The sequence below is a fragment of the Bradyrhizobium sp. SZCCHNR1002 genome, assembly GCF_032381435.1.
GTDB classification, from domain to species: domain Bacteria; phylum Pseudomonadota; class Alphaproteobacteria; order Rhizobiales; family Xanthobacteraceae; genus Bradyrhizobium; species Bradyrhizobium aeschynomenes.
On record NZ_JAUHIS010000007.1, the window covers coordinates 200,092 to 221,428 of the forward strand.

Annotated in this window: 19 protein-coding genes; 7 read left to right on the forward strand and 12 right to left on the reverse strand. The window is 65.4% G+C overall.

Annotation, left to right across the window (positions count from 1 at the left end; genetic code table 11):
- Positions 1 to 73: 73 nt before the first annotated feature.
- Entirely contained in the window at positions 74 to 412 is a 339-nt protein-coding gene (locus QX108_RS28355; RefSeq protein ID WP_315783820.1) for a hypothetical protein, read from the reverse strand.
- A 1,015-nt stretch (positions 413 to 1,427) separates the two neighbouring features.
- Between QX108_RS28355 and QX108_RS28360 the strand changes: the two genes are divergently transcribed.
- The 6 genes from QX108_RS28360 to QX108_RS28385 all read left to right on the forward strand — a co-directional run bounded on the left by QX108_RS28360 (position 1,428) and on the right by QX108_RS28385 (position 8,052).
- A complete protein-coding gene (locus tag QX108_RS28360) occupies positions 1,428 to 2,231 on the forward strand; it encodes a crotonase/enoyl-CoA hydratase family protein (RefSeq protein ID WP_315722152.1) in 804 nt (267 codons plus the stop codon).
- 1 nt (position 2,232) lies between these two features.
- Positions 2,233 to 4,134, forward strand: a complete 1,902-nt coding sequence (locus QX108_RS28365; protein ID WP_315783822.1) for a feruloyl-CoA synthase — start codon at positions 2,233 to 2,235, stop codon at positions 4,132 to 4,134.
- A gap of 25 nt (positions 4,135 to 4,159) precedes the next feature.
- A complete protein-coding gene (locus tag QX108_RS28370; RefSeq protein ID WP_172183461.1) occupies positions 4,160 to 4,924 on the forward strand; it encodes an SDR family NAD(P)-dependent oxidoreductase in 765 nt (254 codons plus the stop codon).
- 445 nt (positions 4,925 to 5,369) lie between these two features.
- A complete protein-coding gene (locus QX108_RS28375; RefSeq protein ID WP_315783824.1) occupies positions 5,370 to 5,789 on the forward strand; it encodes a thioesterase family protein in 420 nt (139 codons plus the stop codon).
- A 212-nt stretch (positions 5,790 to 6,001) separates the two neighbouring features.
- Entirely contained in the window at positions 6,002 to 7,147 is a 1,146-nt protein-coding gene (locus QX108_RS28380) for an ABC transporter substrate-binding protein (RefSeq protein WP_315783826.1), read from the forward strand.
- Positions 7,148 to 7,245: 98 nt separating this feature from the next.
- On the forward strand, positions 7,246 to 8,052 hold the full coding sequence (locus tag QX108_RS28385) for a shikimate dehydrogenase (RefSeq protein ID WP_315783828.1): 807 nt from the start codon (positions 7,246 to 7,248) through the stop codon (positions 8,050 to 8,052).
- Positions 8,053 to 8,081: 29 nt separating this feature from the next.
- Here the strand turns inward: QX108_RS28385 and QX108_RS28390 are convergent, their stop codons facing one another.
- The 3 genes from QX108_RS28390 to QX108_RS28400 are packed head-to-tail and all read right to left on the reverse strand — an operon-like array spanning position 8,082 to position 11,617.
- Entirely contained in the window at positions 8,082 to 8,807 is a 726-nt protein-coding gene (locus QX108_RS28390) for an ABC transporter ATP-binding protein (protein ID WP_315783830.1), read from the reverse strand.
- A complete protein-coding gene (locus tag QX108_RS28395) occupies positions 8,804 to 10,573 on the reverse strand; it encodes a branched-chain amino acid ABC transporter ATP-binding protein/permease (RefSeq protein WP_315783832.1) in 1,770 nt (589 codons plus the stop codon). Before QX108_RS28395 ends, QX108_RS28390 begins: the two co-directional genes overlap by 4 nt.
- Positions 10,574 to 10,576: 3 nt before the next feature.
- On the reverse strand, positions 10,577 to 11,617 hold the full coding sequence (locus tag QX108_RS28400) for a branched-chain amino acid ABC transporter permease (RefSeq protein WP_315722145.1): 1,041 nt from the start codon (positions 11,615 to 11,617) through the stop codon (positions 10,577 to 10,579).
- Positions 11,618 to 11,813: 196 nt separating this feature from the next.
- On the opposite strand from QX108_RS28400, the gene QX108_RS28405 reads away from it, so the two are divergent.
- A complete protein-coding gene (locus QX108_RS28405; protein ID WP_315722144.1) occupies positions 11,814 to 12,320 on the forward strand; it encodes a MarR family winged helix-turn-helix transcriptional regulator in 507 nt (168 codons plus the stop codon).
- Positions 12,321 to 12,333: 13 nt separating this feature from the next.
- On the opposite strand, the gene QX108_RS28410 is transcribed toward QX108_RS28405, so the two are convergent.
- The 8 genes from QX108_RS28410 to QX108_RS28445 all read right to left on the reverse strand — a co-directional run bounded on the left by QX108_RS28410 (position 12,334) and on the right by QX108_RS28445 (position 21,333).
- Positions 12,334 to 13,614, reverse strand: a complete 1,281-nt coding sequence (locus tag QX108_RS28410; RefSeq protein WP_315722143.1) for a glycerate kinase — start codon at positions 13,612 to 13,614, stop codon at positions 12,334 to 12,336.
- A gap of 28 nt (positions 13,615 to 13,642) precedes the next feature.
- Positions 13,643 to 14,866 carry an ABC transporter substrate-binding protein gene (locus QX108_RS28415; RefSeq protein ID WP_315722142.1) on the reverse strand — a complete coding sequence of 408 codons (1,224 nt, stop codon included), beginning with the start codon at positions 14,864 to 14,866 and terminating at the stop codon, positions 13,643 to 13,645.
- 251 nt (positions 14,867 to 15,117) lie between these two features.
- A complete protein-coding gene (locus QX108_RS28420) occupies positions 15,118 to 16,341 on the reverse strand; it encodes an ABC transporter substrate-binding protein (RefSeq protein WP_172111502.1) in 1,224 nt (407 codons plus the stop codon).
- 339 nt (positions 16,342 to 16,680) lie between these two features.
- Positions 16,681 to 17,904 carry an ABC transporter substrate-binding protein gene (locus tag QX108_RS28425; RefSeq protein WP_315783835.1) on the reverse strand — a complete coding sequence of 408 codons (1,224 nt, stop codon included), beginning with the start codon at positions 17,902 to 17,904 and terminating at the stop codon, positions 16,681 to 16,683.
- A 10-nt stretch (positions 17,905 to 17,914) separates the two neighbouring features.
- Entirely contained in the window at positions 17,915 to 18,931 is a 1,017-nt protein-coding gene (locus tag QX108_RS28430) for a branched-chain amino acid ABC transporter permease (RefSeq protein WP_315722140.1), read from the reverse strand.
- 2 nt (positions 18,932 to 18,933) lie between these two features.
- Positions 18,934 to 19,812, reverse strand: coding sequence for a branched-chain amino acid ABC transporter permease (locus QX108_RS28435; protein ID WP_172111499.1), 879 nt, complete (start codon positions 19,810 to 19,812; stop codon positions 18,934 to 18,936).
- A 13-nt stretch (positions 19,813 to 19,825) separates the two neighbouring features.
- On the reverse strand, positions 19,826 to 20,539 hold the full coding sequence (locus tag QX108_RS28440; protein WP_315783838.1) for an ABC transporter ATP-binding protein: 714 nt from the start codon (positions 20,537 to 20,539) through the stop codon (positions 19,826 to 19,828).
- Positions 20,536 to 21,333, reverse strand: coding sequence for an ABC transporter ATP-binding protein (locus QX108_RS28445; RefSeq protein WP_315722138.1), 798 nt, complete (start codon positions 21,331 to 21,333; stop codon positions 20,536 to 20,538). The genes QX108_RS28440 and QX108_RS28445 overlap by 4 nt, the downstream gene beginning before the upstream one ends.
- Positions 21,334 to 21,337: the final 4 nt, after the last annotated feature.

Consider the following 21,337-nt stretch of genomic DNA (forward strand, 5'->3'; position numbering starts at 1 on the left):
GCCCGGCCATGACGGAGTTATTGGCTGACCGGGTCGTTCGTCGCAACAGCTTCGTATTCGGCAAGGCCGGCGACTAATCCTCGTCGTCCCAGCTCGACGCCCGGCCGTAGCCGTCGTGGTCGCAATTGCGGTAGTGGCGCGCCGGCACGTAGCGGTAACGCTCGTAGCCGTAGCCGTAGCCGTAGCCGTCATACGCCGCGTCGCGGTAGTGGGACCGGTACACCGGAGCCGGCTCATAGGCTTGCGCTTCCGACGCGATGGCGCCGCCGACGAGCGCGCCGACCAGGAGACCGCCGATCAGCGCCGCGTTGCGGCCGTCATGCGCCTGGGCCGGCGCCGCGCCGGCGAGCAGGGTGGCGGTCACGGCAAGCGCGGCAACGCCGCCAACAAGAGAATTCTTCAGCGAAACCATGGTCCCCTCCATTGGGAAGTGTGGTGACGGTCAACGTTCTACAGCGCGCGCTTTGAAGGCACCCTGAATGGGGTGTTGTGGGCCGTTCAGTTTCGGAGCCGGCGGTAGAACTCTGGCATCGGGCCGATGCATCACTTCGACGGTGCATCGGATTATTCGACGCCCGGCCGGGCGTAATTAACCTGTTAGATGATCCAGATCGTCGACCCATCCACGGGTCATTCCGGGGCGGGCCGCGAAGCGGCACGAGCCCGGAATCCATACTCCCGATGGTGGTTATGGATTCCGGGCTCGCCCTGCGGGCGCCCCGGAATGACGAGAGGAGATATCTCGCGACTGTGAAGTCGATCCGATGGCGCCGTTTGGGCATTCTGTAAAATAAAAATATCTTGCGATTTATCGGAAATCGTGATTATCTCCCCCCATCCCGCCCCAAGCCGAGGGGCGTTGCGCGCGATCGTCACGACACGCGGGGCGGGGAGCGGTGGCCGCGATTATGCCGCAGCGTGGGCGACAGCTCGCGCGGACGTACGGCGTGACGCGGACGTGAAGTCGCAGCGTGCTGGCACCCCGATGCTGGTGTCCCGCGCAATGCGTAAGCATTGTCGCGAATGGTGGCCAACAAGCCCGGCGCACCAGGCAGACTGCGTATAAGCGTGAAGACCATCGCGCAGGGAAGGCCGGGCGTTCTCCGGCTGCACCTGTGGTACCTGCCGCCTGCATTTTTTTCGCAGGCGGGCCGCAGGCGTCAGTCGGCGCCTGGCCTTCCCTGCGCCCTCTGCATGAGAGGGTGAACGAGATCAGCAAACCCCGGGCGCGAATTCGCCGCGGGAATGCCGCATCATGTCATTTGCCTTTGCGCTGATGCGTCTTACGATGCCGCCCGCACGCCTCATGTAGTTCATTCGAGGCACCGTCCATTTTGCATTGCACAACACGATCTCAGGCGCCGCTTATTGACTCCTGCCGAGATCGTTATAAAACATAACTATTCTGAACAGGACACAATCAAGCGATGGGAAACGCCGACACCGCCACGCCAGCGGGCGATCCGTCTCTGCTGCAGATCGAACAGCAGGGCGCCGTCCTGACGATCGGGCTCAACCGTCCCGCCAAGCGCAATGCGCTGAATGACGGCATCATCCTCGCGATCGGCGAGTGCTTCACGAGCCTGCCCGACGACGTCCGCTGCGTCGTGATCCACGGCCTCGGCGAGAATTTCTCCTCCGGCCTCGATCTGTCCGAGTTGCGCGAGCGCGACGCCACCGAAGGCCTCCAGCATTCGCAGATGTGGCATCGCGTGTTCGACCGCATCCAATACTGCCGCGTGCCGGTCATCGCCGCGCTGAAGGGCGCCGTCATCGGCGGCGGCCTCGAGCTGGCCTGCGCCGCGCATATTCGCGTCGCCGAGCCCTCGGCCTATTTCGCGCTGCCCGAGGGCCAGCGCGGCATCTTCGTCGGCGGCGGCGGCTCGGTCCGATTGCCGCGCCTGATCGGCGTCGCCCGCATGATGGACATGATGCTGACCGGCCGCGTCTACTCGGCCACCGAAGGCTCGTCCTACGGCTTCGCGCAATATCTCGTCGACGCCGGTGCCTCGATGACCAAGGCGCTGGAGCTGGCGGCCAAGATCGCGGGCAACGCGCCGCTGACGAACTTCGCCGTGCTGCAGGCCTTGCCGATGATCGCCGAGGCCAACCCGCAGACCGGGCTGCTGATGGAATCGCTGATGGCCACCGTCGCGCAGAGCGACAAGGAGGCCAAGAGTCGTATCCGCGCCTTCCTCGATCACAAGACCGCAAAAGTGAAGCCGACGTGACATGACCGCACAAACAAGAACAAGCACACAGGGAGGGACGGACAACACGGCGCGCAGCGCCAGTGTTCATCCGTTGCGCGCGATCTCTTTCAACGATCCCGTCGTCAACGTCGAGCGCCGTGACGACGGCACCATCTATCTCCGGCCGACGCGGCCGCTCGGCGACTTCCCGCAGCGGATCACCGACCGGCTGCACCACTTCGCCAAGGAAACGCCGGAGCGCGTCTTCATGGCCGAACGCGTCGGCCCCGAGGGCTGGCGCGAGCTGAGCTATGGCACGTTGCTGGCGGCAAGCCGGCACATCGCCTCCGGCCTGCTCGCCCGCGGCCTGTCGCCGGATCGCCCGGTGATGATCCTCTCCGGCAACTCGATCGACCATGCGCTGGTCGCGTTCGGCTCGCTCTATGCCGGCGTGCCGTTCTGCCCGGTCTCCCCGGCCTATTCGCTGGTGTCGCGCGACTACGGCAAGCTCGCTTATTTGATGAAGCTGCTGACGCCGGGCCTCGTCTTCGTCGACGACGCCGACAAGTTCGCTGACGCGCTGGTCGCCAACGTGCCCGAGGGCACCGAGATCGTGGCGTCGTTCGGCGCGGTGCCGGGCCGCAAGGTCACGATGCTCGCCGATCTCATCGCCTCGCCGCTGTTCCCCGGCCTCGACGCTATCAATGACAAGATCGGTCCGGACACGATCGCGAAATTCCTGCTCACCTCGGGCTCGACCGGCAATCCGAAGGCCGTCATCAACACCCAGCGCATGATCTGCGCCAACCAGGTGATGATCCGCGAGACGCTGGCCTTCCTGAAGGACGAGCCGCCCGTCATCATCGACTGGCTGCCGTGGAATCACACGTTCGGCGGCAACCACAACATCGGCCTGACCTTGTTCAACGGCGGCTCGATGTATCTCGACCAGGGCAAGCCCGTGCCCGGCGGCATCGAGGAGACGGTGCGCAACCTGCGCGAGATCTCGCCGACGGTCTACTTCAACGTCCCCAAGGGCTACGAGTCATTACTGCCGTATTTCCGCGAGGACCCGGGCCTGCGGAAGACCTTCTTCAAGCGGCTGCACGCGATGTTCTTCTCCGGCGCCGCGCTCGCCCCGCACGTCTGGAACGAGCTCGACGAGCTCTCCGTGGCCGAGACGGGATATCGCGTGCCGATGCTGACCGGCCTCGGCTCGACCGAGACCGCGCCGTTCTTCATGTCGGTCAATCCGCGCACCAGCCGCTCCGGCCATGTCGGCCTTCCCGTGCCGGGCAACGAGGCCAAGCTGGTGCCGAACAACGGCAAGATGGAAGTGCGCGCCAAGGGCCCGAACGTCACGCCGGGCTATTGGCGCCTGCCCGAGGTGTCGGCCGCAGCGTTCGACTCGGAAGGCTACTATCAGATGGGCGACGCGCTGAAGCCCGTCGACCCCAACGACTTCAACGCCGGCTTCGATTTCGACGGCCGCGTCGCCGAGGATTTCAAGCTCGCATCCGGCACCTGGGTCTCGGTCGGTCCTCTCAGGGCGCGCTTCGTCGCGGCCTGCGCGCCACTGGCGCGCGACGTGATCATTGCCGGCATCAACCGCGACGAGATCGCGGCCATCGTCGTGCTCGATCTCGACGGCTGCCGCCTGATCAACGCGACGTTGCCGTTCGACGACCTCGCCGCGACCGCTGCCGATCCCCTGATCCGGGAAGCGTTCCGGGAGCGGTTCACGAAGTTCCTGGCCACCGCGACCGGCTCGTCGACCCGCATCGCGCGCGCCGTGCTGCTCGGCCTGCCGTTGTCCATCGACAAGGGCGAGGTCACCGACAAGGGCTCGATCAACCAGCGCGCCGTGCTGGAGAACCGCAAGGACCTGATCGAGCGCATCTACGCTGCGGCGCCGGACGACGACGTCATCCTGGCCCGCTGACCTGAGCATTCAAGGGAGAAACGACATGTTGTTGAAGGATCAGGCCGCCATCGTCACCGGCGGCGCCTCCGGCCTCGGGGCCGCCACCGCCCGCAAGCTCGCGTCGCAGGGCGCCAAGGTCGCCGTGTTCGATCTCAACGCCAAGCTGGCGGCCGAGGTCGCAGCCGAGATCAACGGCGTCTCCGTGGTCTGCGACGTCTCCGACGCCGCGGGCGCGGAAGCCGGCGTCGCCGAGGCCGTCAAGGCGCTCGGCCAGCAGCCGCGCGTGCTGGTGAACTGCGCCGGCATCGGCGTCGCCAAGCGCGTCGTCGGCCGCGACGGTCCGATGGCGCTGTCCGATTTCGAGAAGGTCATCAAGGTCAACCTGATCGGCTCGTTCAACATGCTGCGTCTGGTCACCAACGGCATGACCAAGCTGGAGCCACAGGCGACCGGCGAGCGTGGCGTCGTCATCAATACGGCGTCGGTGGCCGCCTATGACGGCCAGATCGGGCAGTCGGCCTACTCGGCCTCGAAGGGCGGCATCGTCGGCATGACGCTGCCGATCGCGCGCGAGCTGGCGCAGTTCGGCATCCGCGTGCTGACCATCGCGCCCGGCCTGTTCCTGACCCCGCTGCTCGCCAACCTGCCGCAGGAGGCCCAGGACTCGCTCGCCGCCGCGATCCCGTTCCCGCGCCGGCTCGGCCACGCCGACGAATTCGCCGCACTCGCTTTGCACATGGTCGAGAACCCCTATCTCAACGGCGAAGTCGTCCGCCTCGACGGCTCGCTGCGCATGGCGCCGAAATAAGTGCCGCGCGCCGACGTCCACATGGTTGTCATTCCGGGACGACGCGAAAGCGTCGGGCCCGGAATCCATTTGGCGTCTGGCGCAGTCGAGGAATGGATTCCGGGCTCGCGCTTCGCGCGCCCCGGAATGACGACGGAGAGATCCGTAGCGTGGGCAAAGCGCAGCGTGCCCACCGCCCAGGAAAACGGTGAAGCGTAGTTGGATTGATGGACACCACTGTTCGCCACAAGCTCGCTCCCAGCCTCTCCCCGCGCTTGTCCGCCGTAGCTCGAAGAGCGAAGGCGGATGCGGGGAGAGGCCGGATTGCATCGCCAGATGCCATCCGGGTGAGGGGGCTCTCCGCGAGTCTGGTGCGCGTGGCTGCCCCTCACCCCGACCCTCTCCCCGTGAAGGACGGGGAGAGGGGGCTCACCGTCTCCGCAGCCGATAGCGAGGTACACAACTGATGTTCGTCAACCGCCGCGACGTGCAGATCCAGTGGGGCGACTGCGATCCCGCCAACATCGTCTACTATCCGCGCTATTTCGCGATGTTCGACGATGCGACCTCGGTGATGTTCGAGGCGGCCGGCTTTTCCAAGCAGGACATCGTCCGCCGCTATGGACTGGTCGGCATCCCCATGGTCGACACCCGCGCGAAATTCTACATCCCCTCGACCTATGGCGACTGGATCACGATCGAGAGCCGGATCGAGAGCATCAAGCGCTCCTCCTTCGACGTCACCCACAAGGTGCTCAAGGGCGAGGCGCTGGCGATCGAGGGCTTCGAGACGCGGGTGCTGGTCGGCCGCGATCCGGTGGACCCGGACAGACTGAAATCGGCGCCGTTCCCGGAGGAGATGCGAGCCAGGTTTCTCGGAGGATGAGGCTGGAATAGGTGCGACATGCGGCCGTCTTAAGGATGTTCAGCTGTCGTGCTTTGGTCGGATGGTGAGAAGTGATCTTCTCGTGTTCAATGCTATGATCACGTTTGGACGCATATCGGCCGGCCGTGTTGGAAGGCGCCCCGGACAAGGGGCGGAATGCAAACAGGATCGGCGGATCACGAGCTGAACCGAAAAGATTGAGGGAGGATTTTATGAGGAAGGCCTATCTGGCGGCGGCTGGCGTCATCGCGATGCTCGCGTCGGCCCCGGCGCTGGCGCAGACCAGCGAGATCACCATCGGCATCACCACCACCACCACGGGTCCGGGTGCGGCGCTCGGCATCCCCGAGCGCAATGCGCTGGAGTTCGTGCCGAAGGAGATCGGCGGCGTGCCGCTGAAGGTGATCGTGCTCGACGACGGCGGCGATCCGACTACGGCGACCACCAACGCCCGCCGCTTCGTGACCGAATCCAAGGCCGACATCATCATGGGCTCGGCGCTGACGCCGCCGACCATCGCGGTGTCCAACGTCGCCAGCGAAGCCGGCATTCCGCATTTCGGCCTGGCGCCGTTCCCGGTCACGCCGGAGCGCGCCAAATGGTCCGTGGTGATGCCGCAGCCGGTGCCGATCATGGGCAAGGTGCTGTACGAGCACATGAAGGCGCACAACATCAAGACTGTCGGCTATATCGGCTATTCCGACTCCTACGGCGATCTCTGGTTCAACGACCTCAAGAACCAGGCCGTGCCGATGGGCATCACCATTGCCGACGAGGAGCGTTTCGCGCGTCCCGACACCTCGGTCACCGGCCAGGTGCTGAAGCTCGTCGCCGCCAATCCGGATGCGATCCTGGTCGGCGCCTCCGGCACCGCCGCGGCGCTGCCGCAGACCGAGCTGCGCGAGCGCGGCTACACGGGTCTCATCTATCAGACCCATGGCGCGGCGAGCATGGACTTCATCCGCATTGCCGGCAAGGCGGCGGAGGGGGTGATCATGGCCTCGGGCCCGGTGATGTCGCCGGAGACGCAGGACGACAGCGCGTTGACCAAGAAGCCGGGTATGGAGCTGAACAAGGCCTATGAGGGCAAGTACGGCCCGAACAGCCGCAGCCAGTTCGCCGGCCACTCGTTCGACGCGTTCGAGATCCTCAAGCGCGTCATCCCGGTGGCGCTCAAGACCGCCAAGCCCGGCACGCCGGAGTTCCGCGAGGCGATCCGCCAAGCGCTCCTGACCGAGAAGGACATGGCGGCCTCGCAGGGCGTCTACAACTTCACCGAAAAGGACCGCTCCGGCCTCGACGACCGCGCCCGCATCATCCTGACCGTGAAGGACGGCAAATACGTCCCGGCGAAGTGAGCGGACAGACCAACGCTTCGAATGAGAAGGGCCGGCTCGATGAGCCGGCCTTTCGGCTATTTGAACCACAATCTTTGTCGTTTTCCGAGAGGCCCGCGATGATCTTCGCCCCCACCGGCGCCACCAGGCTCCACATCATCATCGGCGATCCCATCGCGCAGGTCCGTGCGCCGGCCGGTGTCAGCGAAGCCTTCGCGGATCGCGAGAGCGATGCGATCCTGGTTGCGGTCCAGGTCGCGCCGGCCGATCTCGCTGCCTTCATCGCGACGATGACGCGGGTCAAAAATCTCGACGGCATCGTGGCGACCATCCCGCATAAATTCGCTTGCTACCGGGCCTGCACGACCGCGACCGAGCGCGCGCACTTCATCGGCGCCGTGAACCTGATGCGACGCGGCGTCCATGGCAAGTGGTACGGCGACATGGTCGACGGCCTCGGTTTCGTCGGTGCAGCGAAGGCCGCGGGATTCGATCCCGCCGGCGTTCGCGCCTTGCAGGTCGGGGCAGGTGGCGCCGGCTCGGCGATCGCGCTGGCGCTGATCGATTCCGGCGTGCGCGAGCTCGCCATTCACGACAGCGATCCAGGCCGTCGCGATGCGCTGATCGCGCGTCTCAATGAACGCGGCAAAGGCCGCGCGGTCATCGGCAGCACCGATGCCGGCGGATTCGACATGGTCGCCAATGCGACCCCGGCCGGCATGCAGCCCGGCGATCCCCTGCCGGTCGACATGGCGACCGTCAGCCCGTCAGCCTATTGCGGCTGTGTCATCACCAAGCCGGAGGTCTCGCCCTTCATCGCCGCCGCGCGTGAACGCGGCTGCCTGACGGCGACCGGCACCGACATGTACCGGGCCCTGGAGCGCGTGATGGTCGACTTCCTCTTGTCGAAGGAGGCGCCATCCTGAAGCAGCGCCGTCCCATCTCCAGGTCCGGCTCAGCTCGCGGCCGCCTCGGCAAAGCCGAGATAGCTCGCCGCCACGCGCTGGTCGGTCGCGATGTCGCTCGCCTTGCCATTGAGCACGAACTCGCCGAGCTCCATCACATAGGCACGGTCGGCGACGTTCAGCGCGGCCTTGGCGTTCTGCTCGACCAGCAGCACCGAGACGCCTTCCTGGCGCAGCTTGGCGACGATCTCGAAGATTCCGGCGACGATGATCGGCGCCAGACCGAGGCTCGGCTCGTCGAGCATCAGCATTTTCGGCGAGCCCATCAGCGCGCGACCCATCGCCAGCATCTGCTGCTCGCCGCCCGACAAGGTGCCGGCGAGCTGCTTGCGCCGCTCCTTCAGCTTCGGAAACAGCGTATAGACGTGCTCGAAACCGCGCGCAGCATGCGCCTTCGACATCCTGAACGCGCCGAGCTGCAGATTGTCCTCGACGTTCATGGTCGCGAACAACTCGCGATGCTCCGGCACCAGGCAGAGGCCGCGGGCGACGCGGTCCTCGATCTCGTAGCGTGCGAGGTCCTCGCCCAGGAAGGAGACGCGGCCCTTGAGCGGAAACACGCCCATGATGGCGCTCAGCAGCGTCGTCTTGCCGGCGCCGTTGGCGCCGATGATGGTGACGATCTCGTTCTCGGCCACGGTGAGCGAGACCGAGCGGACCGCCTCGACCTTGCCGTAGGAGACGTGGGCGTCGCTGACTTCCAGCAGGGTGCTCATGCGGTGGCTCCGAGATACGCCTTGATCACCTCGGGATTGGTCTTGATCGCGGCTGGGGTGCCCTCGGCGATCTTGGTGCCGAAATCGAGCACCACGATGCGGTCGGCGAGATCCATGACGAAGCCCATGTCGTGCTCCACCAGCAGCACCGACATGCCGCCGGCCCTGAGGTCGCGGAGCAGCGCGCCGAGGCGCTGCTTCTCCATGTGGCGCAAGCCGGCGGCGGGCTCATCGAGCAGCAGCAGCATCGGATCGACGCACAGCGCGCGGGCGATCTCGACGATGCGCTGCTGGCCGAGCGATAGCGAGCCGGCGAGCTGGTGCATCTGGTCGCCGAGCCCGACGCGCTCGATCTGCCGCGCCGCTTCGGCGAGCAGCTTGGCCTCGTCGCCGCGGTCGAGCCGGAACATGCTGGAGAGCGCGCCGGAATGGCCGCGCAGATGCGCGCCGATCGCGACGTTCTCGAGTACGGTCATGTCAGGCACCAGCTTGACGTGCTGGAAGGTGCGGGAAATGCCGAGCTTGACGACGTCCTGCGGCGGCGCATTGCCGACGGCCTTGCCGAGCACCGAGATGTTGCCGGAGGTCGGCGGCAGCACGCCGGTGATCAAATTGAAGGTCGTGCTCTTGCCGGCGCCGTTGGGGCCGATCAGCGCCACGATCTCGCGGGCCTGGACGTCGAAGGAGACGTTGTTGACCGCCACCACGCCGCCGAACTGTTTGCGCGCATTGTCGACCTGCAGCAGCACGTTCGGCGTGCTTGCAGCGCGCTCGCGCGCCGGCAGCTTGAGCGAGGTGTCCGGCTTCTTGGCGAGCGGCTTGAACGGCAGCCGCGCAGTCAGCCACGGCCACAGGCCGGTCGGCGCGAGCTGCAGCAGGGTGACGAGGAGGACGCCAAACACGATGGTCTCGAGCTGGCCCTCGCCATGCAGCAGCAGCGGGAGATAGCTTTGCAGCACCTCCTTCAGCACCACGACGATCGCAGCGCCGAGCACGCCGCCCCAGACGTAGCCGGCGCCACCGACGACCGCGACGAACAGATATTCGATGCCGGCCTGGGCGCCGAACGGCGTCGGGTTCACCGCGCGGGTGAAGTGCGCGTAGAGCCAGCCGGACAGGCCGGCGAGGACGGCGGCGTAGATGAACACCAGCAGCTTGGCGCGCGGCGAATACACGCCGAACGCTTCCGCGGCGATGTGGCCCCGACGCAGCGCGCGGATCGCGCGGCCGGTGCGGGAGTCCAGCAGGTTCATCGTCAGCAGCGCGGAGATCAGCACGGCGGCCCAGATCGCGAAATAGATCGTGCCGGGATCGAGCATCCTGAGGCTGCCGATCGACAGCGGCGGGATGCCCGAGATGCCGTCATTGCGGCCGAGGAAGGCGAGCTTGCTGAAGAGGTAGTAGAGCCCCAGGCCCCAGGCGAGCGTGCCCAGCGGCAGATAGTGGCCGGACAGTCTGACCGTGACGAGGCCGAGCAGCACGGCGGCGAGGCCGGACACCAGCAGCGACAGCGGCAGGGTCAGCCAGGGCGAGACGCCATATTGCGCCGACAGCACCGCGGTCGTGTAGGCGCCGAAGCCGACGAAGGCCGCCTGGCCGAACGAGGTGAGGCCGCCGACGCCGGTCAGCAGCACCAGGCCCATCGCGACCAGCGCGGACAGGCCGATATTGTCGAGCAGCACGATCCAGAACGGCGGCACGCCCGGGATGAACGGGATCGCCGCAACGATGACGGCAAAGACGATGAGAGGCCAACGCTCGCGCACGGCTCAATCCTTCTCTTCTTCGACCGCGGGCGCGGCGAGCGAACGCAGCAGCAGGACCGGGATCAGCAGCGTGAAGACGATGACTTCCTTGAAGTTCGAGGCGTAGAACGAGGAGAACGCCTCGACGATGCCGACGACCAGCGCAGCGACTGCCGTCAGCGGATAGCTGATCAGGCCGCCGATGATCGCGGCAATGAAGCCCTTCAGGCCGATCAGGAAGCCGGTGTCGTAGTAGAGCGTGGTGATCGGAACGATCAGGATGCCGGAGAGCGCGCCGATCGTGGAGGCCAGCAGGAACGCGATCTGGCCGGACAGCGTGGTGCGGATGCCGACCAGGCGGGCGCCGAGCCGGTTGACGGCGGTGGCGCGCAGCGCCTTGCCGTACAGGGTCAGGCCGAAGAACAGCCAGAGACCGACGATGAAGGCGATCGTGATGCCGTAGACGGCCATGCCCTGGCCGGTGAAGCGCAGCGAGCCGAGCGTCGCGCTGGCGGTCAAGAGCGTCGGGCCGCGCTGGCCCTCGGCGCCGAAGAACAGCAGGCCGAGGCCCTGCAGCGCAAGATGCACGCCGACCGAGGCGATCAGCAGCACCAGCACCGAGGTGTGGGCGAGCGGCTGGAACACGATGCGGTAGAGCGACAGGCCGATGGAGGCGACGATCAGCAGCGACAGCACGAGGCTCACGCCGGCCGGCATGCGCTGGTCGGCGACCCACATGGTTGCGAGCAGCACGGCCACCGGAAAGGCGAGGTTGAGGCCGAAGGCGCGTGCGATCTTCGGCGCGTGCAGCGTCTTGCGCATCGCATAGAGATCGAAGGCAAAGGCGATGAGGCCCATCACCACCGCGAGCTTGGCGGTGCCCGGCATGCGACCGGCCGCAAGCGAGGCGTAGGTGAGGGCGCCGTAGGTGACGAATTCGCCCTGCGGGATCAGGATGACCCGGGTGACGGCGAATACCAGCACCAGCGCCAGCCCGAGCAGGGCGTAGATCGCGCCGTTGGTAATGCCGTCCTGCAACAGGAACAGCAAGATCGTTGTGTTCAAGACAGGACGCTCCCCCTCTGTGATGACCGGGTGCGGACGGCGCCGTGCGCCAGCCGCTGGTCGGGGCAGTTGAATTGGGCTGCCCGTGTTTGATATAGTGGATAACAATTATCGATTATAATCTCAAGGCCGCTGTTCCGGCTGCGGCATTCGGGACCAGGGATGGAAGCAAATGCGATGAATGTGGCGGACCGTGATGGCCGATAGCGCCAAGCCCGTCAGCAGGAAGGAAGGCCGCAAGGAAGCTGCCGTAGCGGCCGACGAGACGCAAGCGGTCCAGCTCGGTGAGCTGTCGGATCTGCTCGGCTATGTGCTGAAACGGGCGCAGCTGAAAGTCTTCGAGGACTTCCTGCACTGCGTCGCGCCGCTGCAGCTGACGCCGGCCCAGTTCTCCGTGCTGCTGCTGCTCGATGCCAATCCCGGGCGCAACCAGACCGAGATCGCCAATACGCTCGGCATCCTCCGGCCGAACTTCGTATCCCTGCTCGACAGCCTGGAGAGTCGCGACCTCTGCACCCGCGTCCGCTCGGCCAATGACCGACGCTCTCACATCCTGATGCTGACCGAGAAGGGCCATGCCGTGCTCGCGCGCGCCAAGAAGCTGGTGGTCTCGAAGCACGAGGCGCGGCTGAACGAGCTGCTCGGCCCTGATGGCCGCGAGGCGCTGCTGGCGATGCTGACCAAGATCGCGGAGGAGTTCTGAAGGCGCGGGGCCCTCAATCCACCAGGATCACTCGGACGTCGTTGACGTTGGTGAGCGTCGGTCCGGTCTGCAGCAGGCCGCCGGTGGCGGCGAAGAATGCAGTGGCGTCGTTGTTGGCGAGAAAGGCCTGCGGATCGAGGTTCTGCGCCCGCATCGCCGCGATGACCTCGGCGTCGACCAGCGCGCCCGCCGGGTCGGAGGCGCTGCCGCCGCCGCCATCGGCGCCGTCGGTGTCGCCGGCCAGCGCCGCGACGCCGTCCATGTCCTGGAGCAGGTCGGCGAGCGCGAGCGCATATTCCTGGTTCGGCCCGCCGCGGCCCTGGCCGCGCACGGTCACCGTCAGCTCGCCGCCGGAGATGATCGCCATGCGGCGGCCGAGCGCGCGGGCCTCGCGCGCCAGCTTGGCATGATCGGCGGCCACCTCGCGAGCCTCGCCCTCGAGATCGGCGCCGAGATCGAGCACGTCGTAGCCCGCCGCCTTGACGGCCGCGACCGCCGCCTCGAGCGAGCTGGCAGGACGCGCGATCAGCTCGAAAGAAGCGCGGGCAAAGGCGGGATCGCCGGGCTTGCAGCTCTCATTGGCGGCATCCTCGAGCGCCCGGGCGATCGCCGGGTCAACCTCAAGTCTGTATTTGGCAACGATCGCGCGGGCGTCGGCCAGCGTGGTCGGATCCGGCACGGTGGGACCGGAGGCAATGGCCGAGGGATCGTCGTGCGGCACGTCTGATATCGCGAGCGTCACGATCTCGGCCTTCTGTCCGGCGCGGGCCAGCCGTCCGCCCTTGATGCGCGACAGATGCTTGCGGACGATGTTCATCTCGCCGATCGGCGCGCCCGAGCGCAGCAGGGCGCGGGTCAGCTGCTGTTTCTGCGCAAAGCTCACGCCGTTGGCAGGTGCCACCCAGTTTGCCGAGCCGCCGCCGGAGATCAGCACCAGCATCAGATCGTCGGCCTCGGCAGTCGCGGCCAATTGCAGCGTATCGTCCGCCGCCTTGAGACCCGCCTCGTCCGGCATCGGATGGCCGGCCTCAATGACTTTCACCCGCCGGGTCGGCACGCCATGGCCATGGCGAGTGGTTGCAATGCCGGTCAGCTTCGCGGGATCGAACCCGAGCGTGTCCAGATAATGCCGCTCGGCCGCGACCGCCATCGCCGCCGCTCCCTTGCCCGCAGCAAGACAAATGATGCGCCCCTTGGGAGCCGCCGGCAGGAATGCCGGCAGCACGACGTCGGGATGCGCCGCGGCAACCGCGGCATCGAAGATCGCGCGCAACAGCGGACGGCGGCTGGTCATGCGGCGCCGCCCGCGTGCCGCACGGAGCCTATTTCAGCTCGCCGCTCATCACCTCGCCGAACAGCTGCCAGCGCTCGCCCTTGAACTGCATCAGCTGCAGCTGCTCGATCGGCTGAAAATCGTCGGGACCTGTGGTCAGCGTGACGCCGGGCAGCAGCCCGCCCTGCGCAAACTGCTTCAGGCTTGCCGCCTGCTTCATGACATTGGCGCGGGTCAGTTCGTCGCCGCATCGCTTCAGCACCTCGACCATCGTGGTGGCGATGTTGTAGCCGGTCAGCGCCGACGAATCCACGGGGTTGATCTCCGGCAGATATTTGGCGAGCAGCTCGCGGAACGCGCCGAGGCCTGGGTCATTGGCCCATTGCGGATCGGAGGCATCCTTGGCGTAGGCGGCGGAAATCACGCCCTGCGAATTCTCGACGCCGGCCGGGCGCATCACGGCCGCCGTCGAGGCGCTGACGTTGGAGATGATCGTGAGCGGCTTCCAGCTCATCTCGCCGAGCTTCTTGATCGCCTGGGCGCCGGACTTCGGCGTCGTGAACAGCACGACGATGTCGGGATTCGCCGACTTCATCTTGACGATGTGCGACTCCACCGTCGGCTCGGCGATCTCGTAGCTCTCCTCCAGCACCAGACGGGAGGAATCGCCGAGGCCGTCCTTGAGGCCCTTGAGATAGTCCTTCCCCATGTCGTCGTTCTGGTAGAGCACCGCAATCTTGCCGGTCGGCTGCTGCGCGGTGAGATATTTGGCGTAGATCCTCGCCTCCGACTGGTAGCTCGGCAGCCAGCCCATGGTCCACGGATTGGTCTTGGGCTCGTTCCATTTGGTCGCGCCCGTCGCGACGAACAGTTGCGGCACCTTCTTGGCGTTGAGATATTTCTGGATCGCCGTATTGGGCGCGGTGCCGAGCACGCCGAACAGGAACAGCACCTCGTCGCTCTCGACCAGCTTGCGCGCCTGCTCGACGGTCTTGGGCGGCGAATAGGCGTCGTCATAGGAGATGAAGTTGATCTTGCGGCCGTTGATGCCGCCCTCGTCATTGACCTTCTTGAACACGGCCGTCATCGCCTTGCCGACCGAGCCGTAGGCCGAGGCCGGGCCGCTATAGGGCACGATGTTGCCGATCTTGATCTCGGTGTCGCTGGCGCCGGTGTCGTATTTCTTGTCGGCATAGGCGCTGCCGGCAGCGGCGCCGGCCAGTGCGAGGCCGAGCAGGCCGGACACGGTGCGGCGGGTGAGGATGGTGGTCATCGCAATGGGGTTCCTTCTCGGCCTTGGAGATTGGCCTTGTTGTTGGATCCGCCCGTGAGACGGGCGACTCGTTTCACTCCAGACGAGTCCCAATAGCGCAGCAGCACGCGACACGTAACTGCAGCGAATGCATGACCGCCGTCCTTTGAGCTCCTAGCTTAAGAAATGCTTGGCAAAGACGATCGAGCTGTGCGGAGGCGATCTCCTGCGGCGTGACGCCGCAGGAGATCCGGTTCGAATTCGTCGGACCGTCAGCCGCCGACGTCGGCCGAGATCACGTCGCCGAACAGCTCCCACTTCTCGCCCTTGAATCGCATCAGCTGCAGTTGGCTGACGGGCGCAAAATCGGTCGCCGAGGTGTTGATCGTAATTCCCGGCAGCAGCATCTCGGTGCGGAAGTTGCGCAAGGATGCTGCCTGCTTCATCACATTGGCGCGGGTCAGATCGTCACCGCACTGCTTGAGAACCTGTACGAGGGTCTGCGCGACGGCGTAGCCGACGACGGTACCGCCGTCGAGCTTGTCACCCTCCGGGAACTCCTTGGCCATGAAGTCGAGGAACTGCTTCATCCCGGGATCGTCCTTCCACTGGGGATCGGAGACGTCCTTCAGATAGGCGGCCGAGATGATGTCCTGCGAGTTCTCGAAGCCTGCGGGCTTCAGCACGCTGCCCACCGAGGCGGACACGTTGTTGAGCAGGTGCAGTGCCTTCCAATCGATCTCCTTGATCTTCTTGATCGCCTGCGCCGCAAACTTGGGCGTGGTGATGTTCATGAAGACGTCGGCGCCGGTGGACTTCAGCTTGACGATGTGGCTGTCGATCGAGGGCTCGGCCGTCTCGTAGCTCTCCTCCATGACGATCATCGACGCGGCCTTGGCGCCAAGCCCGTCCTTCAGCCCCTTCAGATAGTCCTTGCCGTAATCGTCATTCTGATACAGCACCGCGATCTTGGCGTCCGGCTTCTCCTTCAGCAGGTATTTGGCGTAGATCCGCGATTCACTCTGATAGTTCGGCTGCCAGCCCATGGTCCACGGGAAGTCCTTCGGGTCGTTCCACTTGGTGGCGCCGGTGGCGACGAACAGCTGCGGGACCTTCTTCGAGTTCATGTACTTTTGGATCGCCGAGTTCGGCGGCGTGCCCAGCGAGTTGAAGATGAACAGCACCTCATCGCTCTCGACGAGCTTGCGCGCCTGTTCGACCGTCTTCGGCGGCGAGTAGGCGTCGTCATAGGAGATGAAGTTGATCTTGCGGCCGTTGACGCCGCCTTCGGCGTTGATCTTCTTGAAGTAGGCCGCCTCTGTCTTGCCGATGATGCCGTAGGCCGAGGCCGGCCCGCTATAAGGCATGATGTTGCCGATCTTGATCTCGGTATCGGAGGCGCCGGTGTCGTACTTCTTGTCGGCTGCGATTGCGCCGCTCGAAGCGAGGACGATGGCGGCTGCAGAGGCGAGGGCGGCTCTTCGCGTGATCATCATGGTGCGTTCTCTCCCGTGTCCTTGTTGATGGCGTGCTGCGGCTTCCTTGTTGGAAGCTCTCATTGTCCGGGAACTATAGCAGAGCTGGTGCGGCGTGGTTGCGACATCACGGCACGCTCCGTGTTTTCGCGGTACGTTGCGGGGCCTTATGCATGTGCGCATGCGAGAGAGCGGCGCAATCTCAGCGAGTGCGTGCTTTGCAAGAACAGCTTGAGATGAACAAGGCGGTGCTGGCTCACCGCTCGCGGCCATGACGGCGCAGCCAATGAAAAGGCCCTCCGTGCCGATAGCACGGAGGGCCAGTCGAAGATCGGCACCGCTTTCTGCGGCGATGCGCGATTACTCGATGGCGCCGCTGATCGCCTCGCCGAACAGCTCCCACTTCTCGCCCTTGAAGCGCTGCATCTGGAGCTGCTCGATGGGCGCGAAGTCGGTGGCCGAGGTGTTGATCTTCACGCCCGGCAGCAACGTATCGGGCGTGAAGTCCTTCAGGCTCGCGGCCTGCTTCATCACGTTGGCGCGGGTCAGGTCGTCGCCGCACATCTGCAGCACCTTCACCAGGGTCTGCGCCGCGCCGTAGCCATACACGGTCGAGCTGTCGAGCTTGTTGGCATCGGGATAGTACTGCGCGAGGAACTCGGTGAACTTCTTCATGCCGGGATCGTTCGCCCACTGCGCGTCAGCAGCGTCCTTGGCGTAGGCGGCGGACAGGATTCCTTGCGAGTTCTCGAACCCGGCCGGCTTGATGACGCTGCCGACCGAAGCCGAGACGTTGACGACAATGTGCAGCGGATGCCAGTCGATCTCGGCGAGCTTCTTGATCGCCTGCGCCGCAAACTTCGGCGTCGTGACGCTGAAGAAGGTGTCGGCGCCGGAGGCCTTCAGCTTGACGATGTGGCCGTCGATCGAGGGCTCGGAGGTCTCATAGCTCTCCTCCAGCACGATCATCGACGCGGCCTTGTCGCCGAGGCCGTCCTTCAGCCCCTTGAGGTAGTCCTTGCCGAAATCGTCGTTCTGGAACAGCACGCCGATCTTGGCGCCCGGCTTGTCCTTGAGGAGGTACTTCGCATAGATGCGGCCCTCGCTCTGGTAGCTCGGCTGCCAGCCCATGGTCCACGGGAAGTTCTTCGGATCGTTCCACTTGGTGGCGCCGGTGGCGACGAACAGCTGGGGAATCTTCTTGCCGTTGAGATATTTCTGAATCGCCGAGTTCGAGGGCGTGCCGAGCGGGTTGAAGACGAACAGCACCTCGTCGCTCTCGACCAGCTTGCGCACCTGCTCGACGGCCTTGGGCGGCGAGTAGGCATCGTCATAGGTCACAAAGGTGATCTTGCGGCCGTTGATGCCGCCCTCGGCGTTGATCTTCTTGAAATAGGCTTCCTCGGTCTTGCCGATCACGCCGTAAGCGGACGCAGGGCCGCTATAGGGCATGATGTTGCCGATCTTGATCTCCGTATCCGATGCGCCGGTGTCGTATTTCTTCTGGGCCAGTGCTCCGCTCGAGGTGAGGGCGATGACCGCCGTGGCGAGCGCGGCGATTCGTAGTTGTTGTACGACCTGCAAGATTTCCTCCTTAGTTCTTTCTGAGTTTGCCGAGCAGCTGCTGGGCCACCATCGCCACCTGCCGCGACCCGTGCGGCACGAGGAAGATGACGAGGAACAGCAGCACGCCGAACACCGCGCCGGACAGGCCCTTGGAGATGCCTTCGGCGATGTTGGGAACGAAGATGATGAAGGCGGAGCCGACGAACGAGCCGGGCAGCCAGCCGACGCCGCCGACCACCATCCCGAGGAACAGCGAGATCGCCAGCGTGATCGTATAGCTGTCCGGCGCCACGAACTGCACCGCGATCGCGCCCAGACCGCCGGCGACGCCGGTGATGCCGGCGCTGACGCCGAACGCCAGCGTCTTGTAGGTGGCGACGTCGATGCCCATGGCGGAGGCTGCGATCTCGTTGTCGCGGATCGCCATGAAGGCCCGGCCGGAGCGCGAGCGCAACAGGTTCACCGAGAACACGTAGATCGCGATCGTGATCGCCAGCGTGAAGTAGTACAGCCACATGTCCTGCGACATCGGCAGGCCGAACGGCGCGTCCGGCTTGGTGACGACCAGGCCCTGCACGCCGCCGGTCCAGTGCTCGAAGAAGCCGAGCTTGAGGATCTGCGGCATGGCAGTGGCGAGCGCGAAGGTGGCGAGCGCCAGATAGACGCCCGACAGCCGCAGCGCCGGCTGGCCGAACAGGAAGCCGGCGCCGAAGCAGATCACGCCCGCGACCGGCAGGGTCAGCGCGTAGTTGACGTTGTACTGCTCCATCAGGATCGCCGACGTATAGGCGCCGATGGCGTAGAACGCGCTGTTGCCGAGCGAGAACTGGCCGGATCCGCCGGTCAGGATGTTGAGCGCCAGCACGGCAAGCCCGTAGATCAGGAGCATCGTCATCTGGAAGATGATGAAGTTCTTGACGAACAGCGGCACGACCAGCAGCAGCAGCACGATCACGAAGGCCGTTCCGGCATTCAGTGTCATGGCCCGCTTCGGCACGGCCTGGACCGCAGGCGTCTGGGACGCGATTTCCTCGACTGCGCTCATGATCAGACTCGCTTCACGATGTTGCGGCCGAACAGGCCGGCGGGCTTGATGACCAGGACGGAGATGATCAGCGCCAGTGCGATCGGCAGCTTCATCTCGTTGCCCACATGCGGGATGTAGGTGCCGGCGAGGTTCTCGAAGATGCCGACCAGGAAGCCGCCGAGCACCGCGCCGAACGGGCTGGTGAGGCCGCCGAGCACGGCCGCGGCGAAGCCGTAGATCAGCACGCCGCCCATCATGTTGGGCTCGAGGAACACGACGGGTGCGATCAGCATGCCGGCGATCGAGCCGATTGCCGCCGCCATGCCCCAGCCGAGCGCGATCATCCAGGATGTGTTGATGCCGACCAGCCGGGCCGATTCGGGCACCGCGGCCGCCGCGCGCATGGCGAGCCCGACCCTCGTGTACTGGAAGAAGAAGTACAGGCCGGTCAGCAGCAGCAGAGTGATGCCGATCATGCCCGCCTGGTGCGTCGAGATCAGTTGGCTGCCGAGGAAGGGCGAGGAGCCGAACGGCGTCGGATATTGCTTGATAGTGAAGTCCCAGGTCAGTCCGGCAAACGAGTTGATGATCGAGTACAACGCGATGAAGCCCGCGACCTGGGTCAGGATCGGCGCCTTGGTCAGCGGCTTGAACAGCACGCGCTCGATGGCGATGCCGCCGGCGAAGGAGAAGGCCAGCGTCACCACGAAGGCGACCCAATAGGGCAGGCCCCATTGCATCAGCTGCCACGAGATGAAGGTGGAGAACATCGCCATCTCGCCTTGCGCGAAGTTGAGATGGTCGATGGCCTGGTAGATCATCACGACGGCGAGCGCCATGCAGGCGTAGATCGCGCCCGTCGCAATGCCGGCCAGGACCTGGTTGGTGAAGAGTTCCATCGTCCCGCCTCCGTTAGTAGCCCAGATATGATTTGCGGACGTTCTCGTCGTTCGCGATGTCTGCGGCCGCGCCCGACATGACGATTCGTCCGGTCTCGATCACATAGGCCTGGTCGGCGAGCTCCAGCGCGAGCTGCGCGTTCTGCTCGACGACGAGGATTGACACCTTCTCGTCACGATTGATCTTGCCGAGAATGCCGAAGAGATCGCGGACCACCAGCGGCGCCAGGCCGAACGACGGCTCGTCGAGCAGCATCAACCGCGGACGCAGCATCAGGGCGCGGGCCACAGCCAGCATCTGCTGCTCGCCGCCGGACAACGTGCCGGCCTGCTGGGTGTGACGCTCCTTGAGCTTCGGGAAGTAGGAGTACATCCGCTCGATGTCGGCGACGATGGCCGCCTTGTCGCCGCGGGTGATGGCGCCGAGCTGCAGGTTCTCCTCCACCGTCATGTTGGTGAAGGTGCCGCGGCCCTGCGGCACATGCGCGATGCCGAAGCGGACGATGCTCTCGGTGGATTTGTTGTTGAGCGGCTTGCCCTCGAACTCGATCGCGCCGGTCGAGCGCACCATGTTGCAGATCGCACGCAAGGTGGTGGTCTTGCCGGCGCCGTTGGCGCCGAGCAGCGTCGTCAGCGAGCCCTCGTTGAGCGAGAAGGAGAGGCCGTGCAGGGCCTGGACCTGGCCGTAATAGGCGCGCAGGTCCTTGACGTTGAGAAGCGCCGTCATTGATCCTTGCTCCCGAGATAGGCCTTGATGACGTCGGGATCGGCCTGCACCTGGGCCGGCGTGCCCTCGGCGAGCTTGCGGCCGAAGTTCAGCGCCACGACATGGTCTGCGATCGACATCACGAGACCCATGTGATGCTCGACCAGCAGCACAGTGACGTGACGATCGTCGCGGATGCGGCGGATCAGGTCACCGAGCACATAGACTTCCTCGTGATTGAGGCCGCCGGCGGGCTCGTCGAGCAGTAGGATCTTCGGATCGGCGGCGAGCGCGCGCGCCAGCTCGACGCGCTTCTGCGTGCCGAACGGCAGGCCGGACACGGTCTTGTGCGCGACCTCCTCGAGATTGAGATAGGCGAGGATCTCGTGAACCTTGGTGTTCACCGAGGTCTCGCTGCGCCGGATCCAGGCCAGCCGCAGCGAATCCGAGATGATGTCGCTGGAGGTGCGCGCATGCGTGCCGACGCGAACGTTGTCGAGCACCGACAGATTGGGAAACAGCGCGACGTTCTGGAACGTGCGGCCGATGCCGATCTCGGCGATGCGGTGCGGCGGCCGCTTCAGGATGCTGTGGCCTTCCATCAGGATGTCGCCCGAGCTCGGCTGATAGAGCCGGCTGAGGCAGTTGAACAGCGTGGTCTTGCCGGCGCCGTTCGGGCCGATGAGGCCGAGGATCTGGCCCTTCTGCATGTCGAAGGACACGCCGTTCAGCGCGACGATGCCGCCGAACACGACGCTGACGTCGCGAACCGCGAGCAGCGGGGCGTCAGTCTGGGCGAGTTGTGCCTGCGTCATCTCG